A 15,401-nucleotide genomic window follows, 5' to 3' on the forward strand; every position below is an offset into this window, starting at 1 on the left:
GAGCAACTGCGCACCGCGCTGGCGCTGGGTGCCGACCGCGCCATCCTCGTCGAATCCGCAGAAGACCTGACTTCCCTGGCTGTTGCCAAGCTGCTCAAGGCTGTTGTCGACAAGGAACAGCCTCAGCTGGTGATCCTTGGCAAACAGGCCATCGACAGCGACAACAACCAGACTGGCCAGATGCTTGCCGCATTGAGCGGCTACGGTCAGGGCACCTTCGCTTCCAACGTCGAAATCAGCGGCGACAGCGTTACCGTGACCCGTGAAATCGACGGCGGCGCGCAGACCGTTTCCCTGAAACTGCCGGCCATCGTCACCACCGACCTGCGTTTGAACGAGCCGCGCTACGCGTCCCTGCCAAACATCATGAAAGCCAAGAAGAAGCCTCTCGAAGTGCTGACTCCGGATGCTTTGGGCGTTTCCACCGCCTCCACCAACAAGACCGTGAAAGTCGAAGCGCCTGCTGCACGCAGCGCGGGTATCAAGGTCAAGTCGGTGGCTGAACTGGTCGAGAAACTGAAAAACGAAGCGAAGGTGCTTTGAGATAAGGAGCCGGATCATGACTATCTTGGTAATCGCTGAACACGACAACAAAGTGCTGGCCCCGGCCACGCTGAACACCGTGGCTGCCGCTGCCAAAATCGGCGGCGACATCCACGTTCTGGTCGCCGGCCAGGGCGCGGGCGCCGTGGCTGAAGCCGCTGCGAAAATCGCGGGCGTGGCTAAAGTACTGGTCGCTGACAACGCCGCCTACGCTCACCAACTGCCGGAAAACATCGCGCCGCTGGTAGCAGCTCTTGTTCAAGAAGCAGGGGGCAAGCGCTACAGCCACATCCTGGCTGCCGCCACTTCCAACGGCAAAAACATCCTGCCGCGCGTTGCCGCTGCACTGGACGTTGACCAGATCTCCGAGATCATCTCGGTAGAAAGCGCCGACACCTTCAAGCGTCCGATCTACGCCGGCAACGCCATCGCTACCGTTCAGTCGAACGCTGCCGTGAAAGTGATCACCGTGCGTGCCACCGGTTTCGACCCGGTTGCCGCTGAAGGCGGTTCCGCTTCGGTTGAATCCGTTGGCGCTGCACACGACGCTGGTATCTCCAGCTTCGTCGGCGAAGAACTGGCCAAGTCCGATCTTCCGGAACTGACCGCTGCCAAGATCGTCGTTTCCGGCGGCCGCGGCATGCAGAACGGCGACAACTTCAAACACCTGTACGCCCTGGCCGACAAGCTGGGCGCTGCCGTCGGTGCTTCCCGCGCTGCGGTCGACGCAGGTTTCGTACCGAACGACATGCAGGTCGGTCAGACCGGCAAGATCGTTGCACCACAGCTGTACATCGCCGTCGGTATCTCCGGCGCGATCCAGCACCTGGCCGGCATGAAAGACTCCAAAGTGATCGTTGCGATCAACAAGGACGAAGAAGCGCCGATCTTCCAGGTGGCCGATTACGGTCTGGTGACGGACCTGTTCGAGGCGGTACCTGAGTTGGCTGCGCTGGTGTGACGATCTCCTGAAGCGCCCAATGAAGTGATACCCATAGCAGCCGGCGCAGCCTGCGTCCGGCTGCTACGGGGATCGTGAGGCCTTCGCTGAAGCCGTTGACACTCAACGGTCGAAGCGACATTCCTCATGAATCAGCTCGATCAGCGCCACCAACCCCGCGGGCACATGGCGATGGCCCGCATAGTAAAGCGAGAGGCCGGGCGTCACCGGCTTCCACCCTGCCAACACCTCGACAAGGCGGCCCTCGGCCAATTCGTCCCGCACATACCACTGTGGCAACTGCGCAAGCCCGATGCCGTGCCTGACCGCTTCAAGCATCAGGATGGGCGTGTCCAGGACCAATGGCCCGTGCACATCAATCGATAGCGGCTTTTCGTTATGGACAAATGTCCAGGGCGATGCACTGCCGCTGGGCATGCGCGCCCGTATGCACACGTGATCGACCAGGCCCTGCGGGCTGAGGGGTTCAGAGCGCGACGCAAAGTAACCCGGCGCTCCCACCACAACCGTCTCTATGCCTGGCGTGACGGGTACGCGAATCATGTCCCGTGGCACCCGATCGGAGGGGCGCAACCCCGCGTCGAAGCCTTCGTCGATGATGTCGACCATTTTGCCTTCGGTGGTGATATCAACCGTCATACCCGGATGGCGCTGCAAGAACTTCAGCACAATGGGCTGCAACACCATCAGCGCCGCCCCCAACGAACTGTTGATGCGCAGGGTGCCCGTCAAGCCCGCGCTGCCGTTGAGCACGGTGTCCATCGCCTCCTGGATATGGCCCACGGCGGGACCGATATGCTCGACAAAGCGTCGCCCGGCTTCTGTCAGGGAAACGCTGCGCGTGGTTCGATGGAACAGCCGCACGCCCAGTCTCGCCTCGAGGCTGGCCACGGCGTTGCTCACAGCGGTCGTGGACATGCTCAGCTCCAGGGCCGCGGCGCGAAACCCACGCCGTTTGGCCACCGCCAGCACGACCTCCAGTTCGATAAGGCCGCTTTTATACATTGTTCCGGATTCCTTGATAATTCATCCGCATTTGATCTGATTATCACCGCCAATTCAAACCTGTAAGTTGGTCTTCCTCTCTTCACTTCCCGCAACGACAGGGGCCAACCATGTGGAACATCAGCGAGGCTTACATCGACGGCAACTTCGTTCCTGTACAGGGCACCGAAGTCATCCAGATCATCAACCCCACGACAGAAATCGTCATGGGCACGGCCAGGCTGGCGAACCGCGATGATGTCCGAGCCGCCATCCAGGCAGCCCGCCGGGCACAACCGGCGTTCGCTCGGACCCGCAAAGCCGAGCGCATCGAAATGCTCGGCCACCTCCAGGCCGCGGTGCTGGCCAGTGCCGATCAGATTCGCGACTCGGCCATCGAGGAGTACGGCGGGGTGTTCACACGGGCGCAATGGATCAGTCAGTACAGCGCTCAATGTTTTGCCAATGCCGCGCAAATCCTCGAGCACTATGCGTTGACCCGCCCCATCGGCGCGGCGACCGTCAGGATGGAACCGGTGGGCGTGTCCGCACTGATCGCGCCCTGGAACAGCGTGGCGGGCACGGTATGCAGCAAGCTGGCGTCGGCGATCGCCGCCGGTTGTACCTGCGTCATAAAACCCAGCGAACTCAGCCCCCTCCAGACCCGGGTACTGACCGAGGCCTTGCACCAGGCCGGGTTGCCCGACGGCGTGTTCAACCTGTTGCTGGGACGCGGGCAGGATGCAGGCGAGGAATTGAGTCGCCACCCAGACATCGCGAAGATCTCCTTCACCGGCTCCACAGCGACCGGCAAACGGATCGCCCGCGCCGGCGTTGAAAGCATGAAGCGTGTCAGCCTTGCGCTGACCGGCAAATCGGCCTCCATCCTTCTTGACGATGCCGACCTGGCCACTGCCATTCCAATGGCCGTCAACAGCGCCTTCATGAACAACGGCCAGGCTTGCGTGGCCGGAACGCGATTGCTGGTGCCTCGAGCGCTGCTCGAGCAGGTGATCAGCGCAATCCAGGCCCATGTCGCAACGCTGCGGGTGGGCAATCCGCACGACCCGGACACCAGCCTGGGCCCGCTGGTCAACCTCGCTCAATATGAGCGAGTTCAGCAGTACATTCATTGCGGTATCGAGCAAGGCGCCAGGCTGGTGGTCGGTGGCCCGGGCAGGCCGAGCGGGCTCGACCGGGGCTATTTCGTGCGCCCAACGGTGTTTGCCGACGTCAGCGCCGAGATGGATATCGCCCGGGACGAGATTTTCGGCCCCGTGCTGTCAATCATGGCCTATGACAGCGACGAACACGCCATCGAGCTCGCCAACGGCACCGTCTACGGTTTGCAGGCCTATGTGTTCTCAACGAGTCACGAGCGCGCCCACGCCATGGCGTCGCGACTCGAAGCCGGCACCGTGCTGATCAACCGGGTCGCACCTGAACTGCTGGCGCCGTTCGGCGGGGTGAAGCAGTCGGGCATCGGCAGAGAGTTCGGGGTCGTTGGCCTGGAGTCGTTTCTGGAGGCCAAAACGATCGTGTCCGCTTGAACGCCAGGGCAGCGCAGGTCGCCTCCCGGAATCGCTCTTTCAGTTGACGACGTTGTGCTGCTCGATGCTTGCGGGTAGATGAATGGCGAGGTAGTCGATCAGGCTTCGCACCGAGGGCAGCATGCCTTTGGGCTTGGGGTACAACAAATGAATGACATGCTCGGCGCCCGTCCAGCCTCGAAGGGCCAGTTCCAGTTGATTGCGCTGGATCGCCGGTGAAGCGATCGGCTCCGGCAGCAATGCCACGCCCAGGCCCTGGATCGCCGTCTCCAGTTGCATCCTCAGATCGTCGGAAAGCAAGCGCGGGGTGTGGGTGACAAGGCAGTTGCCCGCGCCGTTTTCCAGCACCCATCTGCCCTTCCCTTCCTGGACATCGCCGGGCCTGCAGATGGTGTCCACACCCTTGAGATCCTCCGGCGATTGCAACGGGCCGACACGGGCCAGAAAGGCCGGGCTGGCGACCAGCACACGCCGAGCCACCCCCAGTCGTCGAGCGACAAGCCCGGACGAGTCCTCGATCTGCGGTCGAGCCCGCAGCGCCAGATCGAAACCCTCCTCGATCAGATTGACCTCTCGATCCGTGGCATTGAGTTCCAGCCGCACCTTGGGATGAGTCAGCAGATAACCCGGCAGGATCGGCGACAGGTAGGTTTCAGCCATGACCTGGGGGCAACTGAGCCTGACCATGCCCGCAGGCTCCAACTGCAGGTTGGCGATACTGTCGAAGGCCAGATTGGCCCCTTCGACCACGGTCAGGCACTGCGCGTAAAAATTCGAGCCTGCTTCGGTCAGGGCGATTTGCCGAGTGGTTCGATTGAGCAGGCGCACGCCCAACCGCGATTCCAGTTCCGCCACCCTGCGACTCAAACGGGTCTTTTCCACGCCCGAAACCTTCGAGGCGGCCGTGAAACCCTTATGTCGTACCACGAGGACGAAATACTGAAGGTCGTTCAGGTCATCGATCATTAGTGCAGTCCTGCAACAGTCTTGGGTGATTTGACCATCTTATCGATGATTATTGCATCGATTACAGTTATCGCATCGAAACCGCGCCGCCTGTTGCCATACCGCGACTCCCATGGAGCCATGACCAGGGTATCGACGGGGCGGTTCCCCGGCAGCAAGCCGACTCAACCCAAGGAGAAATCCCATGAGCTACGATCGTCTCTCTGCTGAGAATGCCGCGATTGTGTTTGTCGATCACCAGACTGGCCTGTCCAATGGCATCCAGGACCAAAGCCTTCCCGAGTACATGACGGCGGTGGCCGCCCTGGCCAAGCTGACCAAGGCTTTCGACCTGCCTGCCATCATCACCACCAGTGCCGCGGACGGCCCGAACGGTCCGGTGCTGCCGATCATCACCGAGACACTGCCCGGTGCCCCGGTCATCCATCGCCCGGGCGAGATCAATGCCTGGGACAATCAGGCATTCGTCAATGCCATTGAGAAAACCGGGCGCAAGAAGTTGATCGTGGCCGGTGTGTCGACTGAGGTGTGTGTCACCTTCGTGGCGCTGTCAGCCATCAAGGCCGGCTACGAGGTCTATGCCGTCATCGACGCCTCCGGCACCTGGAGCAAACTGGTACAGGAAGTGGCTGTCGCGCGCATGGTGCAGGCGGGAGTGGTGCCGATGACCTGGGTTGCGGTCGCGGCCGAATTGCAGCGTGACTGGCGTCACACCACAGGCGAAACACTGGCCCAGATCATGGGCGTGCACTTGCCGTTCTATGGCAACGCGCTCGCCAGCTTCATGGCGGCCAACGCCTGAATGGCAAAGGGCGACGGTATTGCCGTCGCCCTTTGCCTGCCGTGCCCGGGGCCGAACATCTCAGGATTTTTCAGGACCCGGGCGCGTTCAAGCACGGTTGCAGCAATGTCATGCCTTGTCTTTGGCCAGCATCGCTTTGGGAATGAGCAGGATCAGCACACAGCTGACCAGCAGGCAACCACCCAGGACATAGGTGCCATTGTTCATGTCACCGGTCAGCGTCTCGGCGGTGGCGGTAATCATCGAACCGGTGAACCCCGAGAGGTTGCCGATGGCGTTGATCATGCCGATGCCCGCTGCCGCCGCGACACCGGACAACACGGTGCCCGGCAGTGTCCAGAAGATCGGCATCAGGCTCAGCAGCCCCGAGGCGGATACGCTGAGGAAGAAAATCGACACCGGCAGGTTATGGGCGAAGAAGGCGCTGCCAATCAGTCCCATTCCGCCGATGAACGCCGGGATTGCCGCGTGCAGTCGGCGCTCGCCGGTCTTGTTGGAGTGCCAGGCGTTGAGCGTCATGGCCACGACGGCGGTCGCGTACGGAATGGCCGTCAACAAGCCGATGTGCAAGGTATTGGAAATACCGGTGGCCTTGATGATCGTCGGCATCCAGAACGCCAGTCCGTAAAACCCGGTGTTGAAGGTCAGCAGAATCAGCACCAGCAACCACACCCGACCATTGAAGATAACGTCCCGAAGACTGGACGCCTTCGTCGTGTTATCACGGTCGAGGTTGTTCTTGAGCATGTTTTTTTCGGCGGTCGTCAACCACTTGGCGTTGTCGATCTTATCGACCAGCAACGTCACCACGACCACGGCCATGATCAGCGACGGGATGCCCTCGATGATCAGCATCCACTGCCAGCCGGCCATGCCATGCACGCCCTGCATCGCACCCATCAGCCAACCCGAGAGGATCCCGCCCAACGTCAGGCTGATCGGCATCGCCATCAGAAACCCGGCCATGACGCGGCTCTGGCGATGGGTTGGAAACCAGTAGTTGAGGTAAAGAATCACACCCGGGAAGAAACCGGCTTCGCATATCCCGAGCAGGAAGCGCAGCACGTAGAACATCGTTTCCGACTCGATGTGGAAAAACTTCGCCAGCGGCACGGTGAATGCCACGGCCATGGAGACAATGCTCCAGGAGATCATGATGCGAGCGATCCACAGGCGCGCGCCAAAGCGGTGGAGAAACAGGTTGCTGGGCACTTCGAACAGGAAATAGCCCCAGAAGAAAATGCTCGCACCGAGCGCATAGACGGTGTTGCTGAACTGCAGATCGTTGAGCATATCGAGCTTGGCGAAGCCGATGTTCACCCGATCCAGGTACGCCGCCATGTAGCAGAACAGCAGGATCGGCAGAATACGCAGGATGACCTTGCGGTAGGTACGATCCTCGGAGGTGAGCGCCGTCGAGCCCTCTCCTTCGAGAGGACGCTGAGATACAGATTCCATGTGTTGACCTCAAGGCATGTTGTCATGCCGATTGTTTTTGTTTTGGCTTGCAGCCTTGAGTTCACCGGACTGATGGGGGGGTGATCCGCACGGGAGAAAGTAGCCTGCAAGTTAGCCTGTTACCGGTAACATTTTTAATTTAGCAATTACTTTCGGCGCAGTGCAAGCGCGCCCGGTTAAAAAACTTCAGGTACTTTCGCGCGCCAGGATCTTGAATTCGACCACGTCGCTTTCCCTGGGCCGGTCCAGCCCAAGACGCGCCGCGGCGGCGCTGGCCACCAGCAATTGACCCGCACGCCGGCCAATGCCGTAGGGGTCGACCGAGACGGTGGTGATGGTCGGGGTGCAGTAACGCGAGACTTCGAAATCACCAAAACCGGCGATCGCAATGTCGGCGGGAACCCGTAGCCCCTGTCGATGACACTCCATGATCGCGCCGAAGGCCGACAGGTCACTCACGCACATCACCGCGTCGGTATCCGGCCACTTTTCCAGCAATCGCTTCACCGACTCTCCGCCATGACTCATGGTGATCGGCGATTCGCCATACTCCATCACCCGTGGCTGCCCTGCCCCGAGCGCCGCCACAGCCTGCAGGTAACCCTGCTGGCGTTGCTGACCACGGTGATCGAGGACCGACGCACCGCCGATGTAGCCGATTCGTCGATAGCCTTGCCGATGCAGGTGCTCGTACAGCGCGGCGGCGGCCGACACGTTGCAAAACCCCACGGATTGCTCGATAGGGTCGGCCGGGATGTCCCAGGTCTCGACCACGGGCACTTGGGCCTGGCGCAGCAACTTGCGGGTTTCCTCCAGGTGCGCACTGCCGGTGAGCATCACACCCACCGGACGATGGCGCAGCAGCGTGCGTACCAGCAACGCTTCCTGCTCGAGGTGGTAATCGGTGTCACCCAGCAACAGGCAAAGGCCCTGTTCGCTGACGACATCGTTCAAGCCGCGCACGGTGTCGGCAAAGTTGGAACTGGCCAGCGACGGCACCAGGGCGACGATAAATTCCGAACGCCCGGTCGACAGGGTTCCGGCAGAGGCATCAGGCAAGTAGCCCAGGCTTTCGATCGCCGCGTGGACACGCTGCTGGGTGCGCTCGGACACATCGCGACCGGCCAGGACACGGGAAACCGTCATCTTCGACACCCCGGCCAGTTTGGCGACATCGGCCATTCGTGGCGGGGTCGTGCTTTTGCCTAAATCCTCGTGACTCATGGACGTCCTGTTTGACTTGAAAAATGACCGGGCAGGTCCTGAACACACTGCCGCCAACGCTGATGGTCGCTGATTATACATGGGCGCCAACAGGCACACCTCTGCTGCTTGCAGGCTGCCTGCCGCGCCGGTGGAACATCGAAAACGGGTCTTTACAAAAAAATTGTTACCGGTAACATCGAGACATTCGAACGCTGGCCGATGCTCGTCATCGTGACGGTTTCACCGCAGTCGCCCGCTGTTCATCGCGCCGTCGATCGGCCTCCAACAAGAGATAAAAACAATGTCTGGAACCACCCCCCTGCCCCTGCGAAGCCAACAATGGTTCGACGATCCCAGCCATGCGGACATGACCGCGCTCTACGTCGAACGCTTCATGAACTACGGCATGACCCGCGAGGAGTTGCAGTCGGGTCGCCCGATCATCGGCATCGCCCAAACCGGCAGCGATCTTGCGCCGTGCAATCGTCATCACCTCGAACTGGCGCAGCGCACCAAGGCTGGCATCCGCGATGCGGGGGGCATTCCCATGGAGTTCCCGGTGCACCCGATGGCTGAACAGACCCGGCGCCCCACGGCGGCCCTGGATCGCAACCTGGCCTACCTGGGCCTGGTCGAGATTCTGCATGGCTTCCCGCTCGATGGCGTGGTGCTGACCACCGGCTGCGACAAGACCACCCCGGCCTGCCTCATGGCGGCGGCGACCGTCGACATCCCGGCGATCGTACTGTCGGGCGGCCCGATGCTCGATGGCCACCACAAGGGCCAGTTGATTGGCTCCGGCACAGTGCTGTGGCATGCGCGCAACCTGTTGGCCAGTGGTGAGATCGACTACGAAGGCTTCATGGAAATGACCACGGCCGCCTCCCCGTCGATCGGACACTGCAACACCATGGGCACCGCGCTGTCGATGAACGCCCTGGCCGAAGCACTGGGCATGTCCCTGCCCGGCTGCGCGAGCATCCCGGCGGCGTATCGTGAGCGTGGGCAAATGGCCTATGCCACCGGCAAGCGCATCGTCGACATGGTGCGCCAGGACATCCGCCCTTCGCAGATCATGACCCGCGAAGCCTTCGAGAATGCCATTGCCGTAGCCTCGGCGTTGGGCGCCTCCACCAATTGCCCGCCGCACCTGATCGCGATTGCCCGCCATAGCGGCATCGATCTGAGCCTGCAGGACTGGCAGCGTATCGGTGAAGACGTGCCACTGCTGGTCAACTGCATGCCGGCGGGCAAATACCTGGGCGAAGGGTTCCATCGCGCCGGCGGCGTGCCGGCGGTCATGCACGAACTGAAAAAAGCCGGACGGCTGCACGAACATTGCGGCACGGTGAGCGGCAAGACCATTGGCGAGATCGTCAGCAACGCGGCGGCCAGCGACACCGACGTCATCCACGCCTATGAAGACCCGTTGATTCAACGTGCCGGGTTCATCGTGTTGAGCGGCAATTTCTTCGACAGCGCGATCATGAAGATGTCGGTGGTGGGCGAAGCCTTCCGCAAGACCTACCTGTCCGAACCGGGGGCGGAAAACAGCTTCGAAGCCAGGGCCATCGTGTTCGAAGGTCCCGAGGATTATCACGCCCGCATCAATGACCCCGCGCTGGACATCGACGAGCGCTGCATTCTGGTCATCCGCGGCTGCGGCACCGTGGGTTATCCAGGCAGCGCCGAAGTGGTCAACATGGCGCCTCCCGCAGCCCTGATCAAACGCGGCATCGACTCCCTGCCCTGCCTGGGCGACGGGCGCCAAAGCGGCACCTCGGCCAGCCCGTCGATTCTCAACATGTCCCCGGAAGCCGCTGTCGGCGGCGGCATCGGCCTGCTCGAGACCAACGACCGTCTGCGCGTCGACCTCAACGCCCGGCGTGTCGATCTGCTGGTGGACGAAAGTGAAATGGCCCGGCGCCAGGCGGCGTTCAAGCCCACCGTACCGGCCTCGCAGACGCCCTGGCAGGAGATCTACCGGCAGCAGGTCGGCCAACTCTCGACCGGTGGCTGCCTGGAACCGGCGACCCTGCACCTGCGTGTCATCGCGCGCAGCGGCAATCCCCGTCATTCCCACTGATTCGTCCATTTTCCCAGGAAGGCTTCGTTCATGTCGCAAACATCCGCTTCAACGCCACTGGCGTCATCGAATATCCCGGCTCAAGACTTCGCCCAGGGCACCTGGGTCGGTCGCGTCTGGATCCCGGGGGACAACCCGGGGCCCGCCGTAATCCTGCTCAAGGACGGTCAGGTCCATGACATCAGCCCGCGAGTGGCAACCGTGTCAGCGCTGCTCGAACTCGATGACCCGGTGGCGTACCTGCGCAGCCTGCCGCTGGAACACCCGCTGATCGGTATCGATGCGCTGCTGCGCAACAGCGATGCGTGCCTGCGCGATGAGTCGCAGCCGTGGCTGCTGGCACCGATCGATCTGCAAGCGGTAAAAGCCGCCGGGGTGACCTTTGCCACCAGCATGCTCGAGCGCGTGGTCGAAGAGCAGGCCAAGGGCGACCCGGCCAAGGCCCAGAGCATCCGCGCGACGCTGGTGGAGAGTATCGGTGCCGATCTTGGGCAGATCGTGCCGGGCTCCGCACAAGCCGCGGCCCTCAAGGAAGTATTGATCAGCCAAGGCATGTGGTCACAGTACCTGGAAGTGGGCATCGGCCCCGACGCCGAGGTATTCACCAAAGCGCAACCGCTGTCGGCCGTGGGCTACGGTGCAGCCATCGGCATCCACCCCAAGTCCGGCTGGAACAACCCCGAACCGGAAGTGGTCCTGGCGGTGTCCAGCGTCGGCAAGGTGCAGGGCGCTACGCTGGGCAATGACGTCAACCTTCGAGATTTCGAAGGCCGTAGCGCCCTGCTGCTGTCCAAGGCCAAAGACAACAACGCATCGACGGCGCTGGGGCCGTTGCTGCGCCTGTTCGATGAAACGTTCGACATCGAAGATGTGCGCCGCGCCGAAGTCGCACTGAGGGTGGAAGGCGAAGACGGCTTCATCATGCACGGCAGCAGCTCCATGAACCAGATCAGTCGCGACCCGCTGGACCTGGTTGCCCAGACCCTCAACGAGAACCATCAGTACCCGGACGGCTTCGTATTGTTTCTGGGCACCCTGTTCGCCCCCAAGCAAGACCGTGACTTGCCCGGCGCAGGCTTTACCCACAAAGAAGGTGACAGGGTCGCCATCAGCAGCAGCCGCTTCGGCACCCTGATCAACCGCGTGACCACCAGCGATCGCGCGCCAGCCTGGCAAATGGGCTACCGTGCATTGCTCGAAAACTTGCACGGCCGTGGCCTGGTCAGTGCCGCGATCACGCCACGCTAACCCGACGAGAATCCTCATGAGCGCAGATACCGGACACAACTTCATCAACGGCGCACGCAGTGCCCAAGGGCACACCCGCCTGCAAAGCTTCGACGCCAACACGGGTGAGCCATTGCCGGGTTTCTTCACCGAAGCCACGCAGCAAGAAGTGGATGCCGCCGCCAAAGCGGCCGCCACTGCCTACCCGCTCTACCGCGCGATCGCTGTGGGTCAACGCGCCGCGTTCCTCGACGCCATCGCCGATGAGCTCGACGCACTGGACGAGGCGTTCATCGAGACGGTGTGCCGTGAAACGGCACTCCCGGCGGCCCGTATCCAGGGTGAGCGCGCGCGAACCAGCGGCCAGATGCGGCTGTTCGCCAAGGTGCTGCGACGCGGTGACTTCTTCGGCGCGCGCATCGACCGTGCGCTGCCCGACCGCCAGCCATTGCCACGCCCGGACTTGCGCCAGTACCACATTGGCATCGGCCCGGTGGCGGTCTTCGGTGCCAGCAATTTCCCCCTGGCATTCTCCACCGCCGGCGGCGATACCGCCGCCGCGCTCGCGGCCGGTTGCCCGGTGGTGTTCAAGGCTCACCCAGGCCACATGGCAACCGCCGAACGGGTGGCCTCGGCCATCATTCGCGCAGCCGAAAAAACCGAAATGCCCGCTGGGGTCTTCAACATGATCTACGGCGGCACGGTCGGCGCCTGGCTGGTCCAGCACCCGGCAATCAAGGCCGTAGGCTTCACCGGTTCGCTCAAGGGAGGCCGTGCCCTGTGTGACATGGCGGCGGCACGACCCGAGCCCATTCCAGTGTTCGCGGAGATGTCCAGCGTCAATCCGGTGATCGTTTTGCCTGAGGCGCTCAAGGAGCGCGGTGCAAGCGTGGCGGCTGAACTGAGCGCCTCCGTGGTGCTGGGTGCCGGGCAATTCTGCACCAAGCCAGGCCTGGTGATCGGCATACGCTCTGCCGAGTTCGATGCGTTCCTCGATGAGCTGGCCCGCCAGGTCAACGCCCAGCCTGCCCACACGATGCTCAACGCCGGTGGGCTGTGCAATTACGCCGATGGCCTGGGTCGACTGCGCGAACATGAGCAGATTCACGCTCTCGCCGGTCGCCCTCAAGAAGGTGGCCAGGCTCATCCGCAGTTGTTCGCAGCCGATGCCCAACTGCTGATCGACAATGATCCACTGCTGCAGCATGAAGTCTTTGGCCCGGTGGTCATCGTCGTCGCCGTTAACGACGCCCGGCAGCTGGAACAGGCCCTGCAAGGCCTGCAAGGGCAACTGACCGCGACTCTGATTGCGCAACCGGCCGATCTGGACGCATTCGCCGGGCTGATTCCGATGCTGGAAACGAAGGCCGGACGGCTGCTGCTCAATGGCTACCCGACAGGGGTCGAGGTGTGCGAGGCCATGGTTCACGGCGGGCCTTACCCCGCCACCTCCGATGCACGGGGCTCGTCCGTGGGTACACTGGCGATCAACCGTTTCCTGCGGCCGATCTGCTTCCAGAACTACCCGGACAACCTGCTGCCGGACGCGCTGAAAAACGCCAATCCGCTGGGGATCCAGCGGCTGGTGGACGGCATCAACACCCCTCAAGCCCTGGGTCAATAATAAAGCGGGGAGATCGAACTCTCCCCTTCCCCCACTGGCGCTCACCCGTGGCGAGGGCGCTTGGCTTGCCAGCGATGGCGGTCTGAAAGCCACCCTCAACTGTGCGATTGAACCCGCTCCCTGTGGGCGCGGGCTTGCTCGCGAAGGCGGTGGATCAGTCAATGAATAGGTTGCCTGACACCCCGCAACGGCCTGGCCTCTATCGCGAGCAAGCTCGCCTACAGAAATGCACGGGTACCCATTCAAAAATCCCAGAACGCCGCCACCCAGCGAAACGCATCCCCCTCCACCGCCACCCGCCCTACCGACGGGAACGGCAAGTGCGTGGCTACGAACAACTCGCCGCTCGCCGCCGCTTCCTGCATCAAGCGAACCCGGACCCGCACCGACTCCTCGGGATCATGCTCAAAGCCGTTGTGCCAGTCAGGATGCTCGAAGGCCACCGGAAACAGCGCGTCCCCGGCGAAGGTCAGTCGCTCGCCGCCGGAGTTCACGTACACCACGCAGTGCCCCGGTGTATGCCCGCCGGTGAGCTTGGCGACCACGCCGGGCGCCACTTCATATTCATCATCGAATGTCCGGACCCGGCTGCGATACACCTCCATGAACTCGTTGGCGGTGGCACGCAGTACATCCGGCACCGGCGACGGCATTTCGGTGTGGGTGAAGTCGGGCGACTCCCAGAACGCGACTTCGGTCGCGGTGACGTGGATGCGCACGTCGGGACGCAAGCGGTTTTTCACTTCGTCCACCAACAGGCCGCCGATATGGTCCATGTGCATGTGGGTGATCACCACGTCGGTGACCGATTCCAGATCGATGCCGGCGCCCGCCAGTCGCTTGGGGAACTGCCCGGCCCGCGGAAAGCCGGGGAACTGCCCGCCCAGCCCGGCGTCGACCAGAATCACCTGCTCGCCACTGCGTACGACCAGTACGTTGAGCGCCCAGTCGAACGCGTCCGGCCCCAGGAACATGTCCTTGAACCACGCAGCGCGGGCGGCCGGGTCGGCATTGGTGGACATGGTCGAAGTCGGCAGCGGCAGCACGCCGTCGCTGATCACCAGCACGTCGATCTCACCGACCCGCACGGCATAGCGCGAAGGCACCAGCTCTTCGAAACCCGCGTTCGTCGCAGCCTGTCGGGTGCTGCAGTTCTGTTGCGTCGTCATGGTCACTCTCCTCTCGCCTGGTTCGGCAAGGCCCCACTGTCAGCGTGAAAGTGCGGCTGTTGCCCGTGGAAAGAGTCTGCATCGCGGCGCACCACGTTCGATACCATACCCGGGTATAGAAACATTGCGCCTTAGGGTGATCATTCTCGGCAGAAGGTATGAGCGCCGGATAACTACAGAACGCTGCCAGCCCAGTCGGCAGTGGCTGTTTCAATGCAATTGAGCAGCTTGTTGGCGTCGCAGGGTTTAGGCAGGCACGCGATCACATTGGGCGCACTTGTGCCCAGGTGCGCAACCGCTTCCGGGTAGGCCGTGATGAAAATCGTAGGGATGCAGTAACCCATTGCCACCAGTCGCTCATACAACTCGACACCGCTGACGCCCGGCATCTGGACATCCGATACCAGGCAACGGGTCTGTGCCATGTCTTTGGAATAGAGGAACTGCAAAGCGCTGGAATAGGTTCGGACTTTATAGCCCATGGAGCGCAACAGGCTGTCCAGAGCCATTCGAACAGAATCGTCATCATCGAGAATGGCTATGAGCATCGAGTTACGTATGGCCTGATTCATTAGGGTTGGCTCGTGCCATCGTCTGTCATCACCACGATATACGTACTGTCGGAAGTTGGAAAACCACACCTGCGTGCAATTGAACAACACTTAAGTATTAGTGCCGCGTCCGTCCTGCCCTAAACCCATGTATGAGTGACGACTGCCACCACCCTGCCTACACTCCCGGGCATGTGCCCCACGAAAACATGCCAGGCCAGACCTCTGCCTGCCCTGCAAGCGGCTAATCTTATAAGTCTGGAAAGGTTGCCAC

13 protein-coding genes are annotated in these 15,401 nt (G+C 62.1%); 7 read left to right on the forward strand and 6 right to left on the reverse strand.

What is annotated here, in order from left to right:
* Together B0W55_RS18575 and B0W55_RS18580 are read left to right on the forward strand one after the other, a co-directional pair.
* Positions 1 to 543: electron transfer flavoprotein subunit beta/FixA family protein (locus B0W55_RS18575; RefSeq protein ID WP_139340935.1), on the forward strand; the 543-nt coding region annotated here is incomplete at its 5' end.
* A gap of 16 nt (positions 544 to 559) precedes the next feature.
* Positions 560 to 1,504, forward strand: coding sequence for an electron transfer flavoprotein subunit alpha/FixB family protein (locus tag B0W55_RS18580; protein WP_077047388.1), 945 nt, complete (start codon positions 560 to 562; stop codon positions 1,502 to 1,504).
* 102 nt (positions 1,505 to 1,606) lie between these two features.
* Here B0W55_RS18580 and B0W55_RS18585 read toward each other — a convergent pair whose 3' ends face one another.
* Positions 1,607 to 2,509: a LysR family transcriptional regulator gene (locus tag B0W55_RS18585; protein ID WP_077047389.1), complete on the reverse strand. Its 903-nt coding sequence runs from the start codon at positions 2,507 to 2,509 to the stop codon at positions 1,607 to 1,609.
* 110 nt (positions 2,510 to 2,619) lie between these two features.
* Between B0W55_RS18585 and B0W55_RS18590 the strand changes: the two genes are divergently transcribed.
* Positions 2,620 to 4,038, forward strand: a complete 1,419-nt coding sequence (locus B0W55_RS18590; RefSeq protein WP_077047390.1) for an aldehyde dehydrogenase family protein — start codon at positions 2,620 to 2,622, stop codon at positions 4,036 to 4,038.
* A gap of 39 nt (positions 4,039 to 4,077) precedes the next feature.
* On the opposite strand, the gene B0W55_RS18595 is transcribed toward B0W55_RS18590, so the two are convergent.
* A complete protein-coding gene (locus B0W55_RS18595) occupies positions 4,078 to 5,004 on the reverse strand; it encodes a LysR family transcriptional regulator (protein WP_256576364.1) in 927 nt (308 codons plus the stop codon).
* Between the two features lie 184 nt (positions 5,005 to 5,188).
* On the opposite strand from B0W55_RS18595, the gene B0W55_RS18600 reads away from it, so the two are divergent.
* The gene (locus tag B0W55_RS18600) at positions 5,189 to 5,806 is read left to right on the forward strand and encodes an isochorismatase family protein (protein WP_077047391.1); all 618 of its coding nucleotides are present in this window, start codon (positions 5,189 to 5,191) and stop codon (positions 5,804 to 5,806) included.
* A gap of 108 nt (positions 5,807 to 5,914) precedes the next feature.
* On the opposite strand, the gene B0W55_RS18605 is transcribed toward B0W55_RS18600, so the two are convergent.
* Positions 5,915 to 7,264, reverse strand: a complete 1,350-nt coding sequence (locus tag B0W55_RS18605; RefSeq protein ID WP_077047392.1) for an MFS transporter — start codon at positions 7,262 to 7,264, stop codon at positions 5,915 to 5,917.
* 186 nt (positions 7,265 to 7,450) lie between these two features.
* Positions 7,451 to 8,488, reverse strand: a complete 1,038-nt coding sequence (locus B0W55_RS18610) for a LacI family DNA-binding transcriptional regulator (protein WP_077047393.1) — start codon at positions 8,486 to 8,488, stop codon at positions 7,451 to 7,453.
* 283 nt (positions 8,489 to 8,771) lie between these two features.
* Here B0W55_RS18610 and B0W55_RS18615 point away from each other — a divergent pair, with 283 nt between their 5' ends.
* The 3 genes from B0W55_RS18615 to B0W55_RS18625 are packed head-to-tail and all read left to right on the forward strand — an operon-like array spanning position 8,772 to position 13,407.
* Positions 8,772 to 10,556, forward strand: a complete 1,785-nt coding sequence (locus tag B0W55_RS18615) for an IlvD/Edd family dehydratase (protein WP_077047394.1) — start codon at positions 8,772 to 8,774, stop codon at positions 10,554 to 10,556.
* A 30-nt stretch (positions 10,557 to 10,586) separates the two neighbouring features.
* Positions 10,587 to 11,804, forward strand: a complete 1,218-nt coding sequence (locus tag B0W55_RS18620) for a fumarylacetoacetate hydrolase family protein (RefSeq protein ID WP_077047395.1) — start codon at positions 10,587 to 10,589, stop codon at positions 11,802 to 11,804.
* A 16-nt stretch (positions 11,805 to 11,820) separates the two neighbouring features.
* Entirely contained in the window at positions 11,821 to 13,407 is a 1,587-nt protein-coding gene (locus B0W55_RS18625) for an aldehyde dehydrogenase (NADP(+)) (RefSeq protein WP_077047396.1), read from the forward strand.
* Positions 13,408 to 13,649: 242 nt separating this feature from the next.
* Here B0W55_RS18625 and B0W55_RS18630 read toward each other — a convergent pair whose 3' ends face one another.
* Both B0W55_RS18630 and B0W55_RS18635 read right to left on the reverse strand, forming a co-directional pair.
* The gene (locus tag B0W55_RS18630) at positions 13,650 to 14,576 is read right to left on the reverse strand and encodes an MBL fold metallo-hydrolase (RefSeq protein WP_077047397.1); all 927 of its coding nucleotides are present in this window, start codon (positions 14,574 to 14,576) and stop codon (positions 13,650 to 13,652) included.
* 173 nt (positions 14,577 to 14,749) lie between these two features.
* Entirely contained in the window at positions 14,750 to 15,148 is a 399-nt protein-coding gene (locus B0W55_RS18635) for a response regulator transcription factor (protein ID WP_077047398.1), read from the reverse strand.
* Positions 15,149 to 15,401 lie beyond the last annotated feature (253 nt).

It is taken from the genome of Pseudomonas sp. KK4, from assembly GCF_001984065.1.
Taxonomy (GTDB): domain Bacteria; phylum Pseudomonadota; class Gammaproteobacteria; order Pseudomonadales; family Pseudomonadaceae; genus Aquipseudomonas.

Excerpts from the sequence above, each read along its gene's own strand:
- B0W55_RS18615 (WP_077047394.1), top strand. The coding sequence starts at position 8,772 with ATGTCTGGAACCACCCCCCTGCCCCTGCGAAGCCAACAATGGTTCGAC.
- B0W55_RS18595 (WP_256576364.1), bottom strand. The coding sequence starts at position 5,004 with ATGATCGATGACCTGAACGACCTTCAGTATTTCGTCCTCGTGGTACGA.
- B0W55_RS18600 (WP_077047391.1), top strand. The coding sequence starts at position 5,189 with ATGAGCTACGATCGTCTCTCTGCTGAGAATGCCGCGATTGTGTTTGTC.
- B0W55_RS18630 (WP_077047397.1), bottom strand. The coding sequence starts at position 14,576 with ATGACGACGCAACAGAACTGCAGCACCCGACAGGCTGCGACGAACGCG.
- B0W55_RS18580 (WP_077047388.1), top strand. The coding sequence starts at position 560 with ATGACTATCTTGGTAATCGCTGAACACGACAACAAAGTGCTGGCCCCG.
- B0W55_RS18585 (WP_077047389.1), bottom strand. The coding sequence starts at position 2,509 with ATGTATAAAAGCGGCCTTATCGAACTGGAGGTCGTGCTGGCGGTGGCC.
- B0W55_RS18590 (WP_077047390.1), top strand. The coding sequence starts at position 2,620 with ATGTGGAACATCAGCGAGGCTTACATCGACGGCAACTTCGTTCCTGTA.
- B0W55_RS18620 (WP_077047395.1), top strand. The coding sequence starts at position 10,587 with ATGTCGCAAACATCCGCTTCAACGCCACTGGCGTCATCGAATATCCCG.
- B0W55_RS18625 (WP_077047396.1), top strand. The coding sequence starts at position 11,821 with ATGAGCGCAGATACCGGACACAACTTCATCAACGGCGCACGCAGTGCC.
- B0W55_RS18635 (WP_077047398.1), bottom strand. The coding sequence starts at position 15,148 with ATGAATCAGGCCATACGTAACTCGATGCTCATAGCCATTCTCGATGAT.
- B0W55_RS18605 (WP_077047392.1), bottom strand. The coding sequence starts at position 7,264 with ATGGAATCTGTATCTCAGCGTCCTCTCGAAGGAGAGGGCTCGACGGCG.
- B0W55_RS18610 (WP_077047393.1), bottom strand. The coding sequence starts at position 8,488 with ATGAGTCACGAGGATTTAGGCAAAAGCACGACCCCGCCACGAATGGCC.